We start from the raw sequence: 2,093 nt of genomic DNA, 5'->3' as shown, positions 1-2,093 counted from the left end.
CCCCCCCCACCCACCCCCCCCACACCCGCCCCCGCCCCCCAACGCGAACAACGGCCGGCCCCAGCCCCGCGGCCCCCCGGCCGGTCACGTCGGCACCCGGTTGCGCAGCAGCCGATGCAGCGCCTCGTCGACCGTCCCGTGGTCGGCGCGCCAGACGGTTACCGCCCGAACCGGTCCGGCGTCGGTTCGGCGCAGCACGGCGATCTCGGCAAGCCGGCGCCGCCCGGCCCGGTCGCGCCCGAGGTGGAGCAGCACCTGCACGGCGGCGGCCAGCTGGGAATGCAGCGCGGCACGGTCCAGCCCGCCCAGCGCGGCCAACGCCTCCAACCGGGCCGGAACCTCGGCCGGATTGTTGGCGTGCACGGTGCCCGCCCCGCCGTCGTGCCCGGTGTTCAACGCCGCCAGCAAGTCGACGACCTCGGCGCCCCGGACCTCGCCGACCACAATGCGGTCCGGCCGCATCCGCAGCGCCTGCCGGACCAGCTCGCGCACCGTCACCTCGCCGACGCCTTCCACGTTGGCGCGTCGCGCCACCAGCTTGACCAGGTGCGGATGCGGGGGCGCCAACTCGGCGGCGTCCTCCACGCACACGATCCGCTCCGCGGGGGCGACCGCCCCCAGCAGGGCGGCCAGCAGCGTGGTCTTCCCGGCCCCGGTGCCGCCCGACACCAGAAACGCCAGCCGCGCCGCGATGATGCGCGTCAGCAACTCCGCGGCGTCCGCGGCGATCGCGCCGGCCGCGGTCAACGCGGCCAGCCCCTGGCTGGCCGGCCGCAGCACCCGCAACGACAGGCAGGTGCCGCCGGCCGCGATCGGCGGCAGGATGGCGTGCAGGCGCACCGCGAACTCGCCGGTGCCGATGCCGGTCAACTGGCCGTCCACCCAGGGTTGGGCGTCGTCGAGGCGGCGCCCGGCGGCCAGCGCCAGCCGCTGCGCCAGGCGCCGCACCGCCGCCTCGTCGGCAAACCGGATCGCACTGCGCCGCAAACCCTGGCCGTCGTCGACCCACACCGCATCCGGTGCGGTGACCAGAACGTCGGTGGTGTCGGCGGCGCACAGCAGCGGCTCGAGGATGCCGGCGCCGGTCAGCTCGGTCTGCAGCAGCCGCAGCTTGGCCAGCACCTCGGTGTCGCCGAGCACACCGCCGGACTCGGTGCGGATCGCGGCCGCGACCACCGCGGGCCGCAGCGGGGCGGATTCGGTGGCCAACCGCTCCCGAACCCGCTCGATCAGCGATCCGGTCATGCCGACCCGGTCCGCTGCACGTGCTTGCCCGCGGACAGCACCGCCAGCACCCGGCGGGCGGCCGCGGCGAGCGCCGAGCGGCGCGGCAGCCGCAAACCGCCGCGGTCGAGTTGTGCGGCGATGCGCGGCTCGGCCCGCATCGCCGCCAACAGCGGCAGGCCGACGATGTCGGCGACCTCCCCGGCGCGCAACCCGCCGGGCGACGGCCCCCGCACGACCAGCCCCACGTTGGGGTTGAGCGCGGACAGCGCCGCCGCGGTCGCGGCGCTCGCCGCGCAGGCCCGCACGTCGCAGCTGCTCACCGCGACGACGAGATCCGCGGCGTGCAGCGCGGTTTCGCCGGCGTCGGTGCCACCGCGCGGCACATCGCAGACCGCGGTCACGCCGCCGCGGCGCGCGGCGTCGAGCACCGCGTCCACCGCCGTCGGCTCCGGCGGATAGCCGCGCCGAATACCGGACAGCACGCTGATGCCGCGGTGGCGCGGCAACGCTTCCCGCACCGCCGACCACTCCACCCGGCCGCCGTGGGTGGCCAGATCCGGCCACCGCAAACCCGGCTTGTTTTCGCTGCCGACCAACAGGTCGATGCCGCCCCCGCACGGGTCGAGGTCGACCAGCAGCGCCTCACCGGCGCTCTGCGCCAGCGCGGCGGCGAACAGCGAGGCGCCGGCCCCGCCGCGCCCGCCGACGACGGCCACCACCTGGCCGCACCTCCCGTCGCCGCCGGCGGATTCGGCGGCCTCGGCGAGCTCGCGAACCAGCGCATGCCCCTCGGCGGGCAGTGTCACCGGGCGCCGGGCGCGGACCGCGATGGCCGGTTCCCGCGTCGCGGCGCGCGGCGGGGCGGC

Annotated in this window: 1 protein-coding gene and 1 pseudogene; both read right to left on the bottom strand. The window is 77.3% G+C overall.

Annotated features, from left to right (window positions below; all coding sequences use genetic code 11):
* Positions 1–84 precede the first annotated feature (84 nt).
* Positions 85–1,245 (bottom strand): TadA family conjugal transfer-associated ATPase, encoded by a 1,161-nt coding sequence (locus BKN37_RS26960; RefSeq protein ID WP_071030346.1) that lies wholly within the window; start codon positions 1,243–1,245, stop codon positions 85–87.
* A pseudogene (ssd, locus tag BKN37_RS26955) lies at positions 1,232–2,093 on the bottom strand (septum site-determining protein Ssd); the annotation flags it as partial. The pseudogene ssd and the gene BKN37_RS26960, both read right to left, overlap by 14 nt.

Source organism: Mycobacterium talmoniae (genome assembly GCF_001854525.1).
Lineage (GTDB): Bacteria > Actinomycetota > Actinomycetes > Mycobacteriales > Mycobacteriaceae > Mycobacterium > Mycobacterium talmoniae.
This window is presented reverse-complemented; position numbering and strand designations above follow the sequence as displayed.

What these genes read in the sequence shown, in the direction of transcription:
- BKN37_RS26960 (WP_071030346.1), bottom strand. Translation starts at nt 1,245, where the DNA reads ATGACCGGATCGCTGATCGAGCGGGTTCGGGAGCGGTTGGCCACCGAA.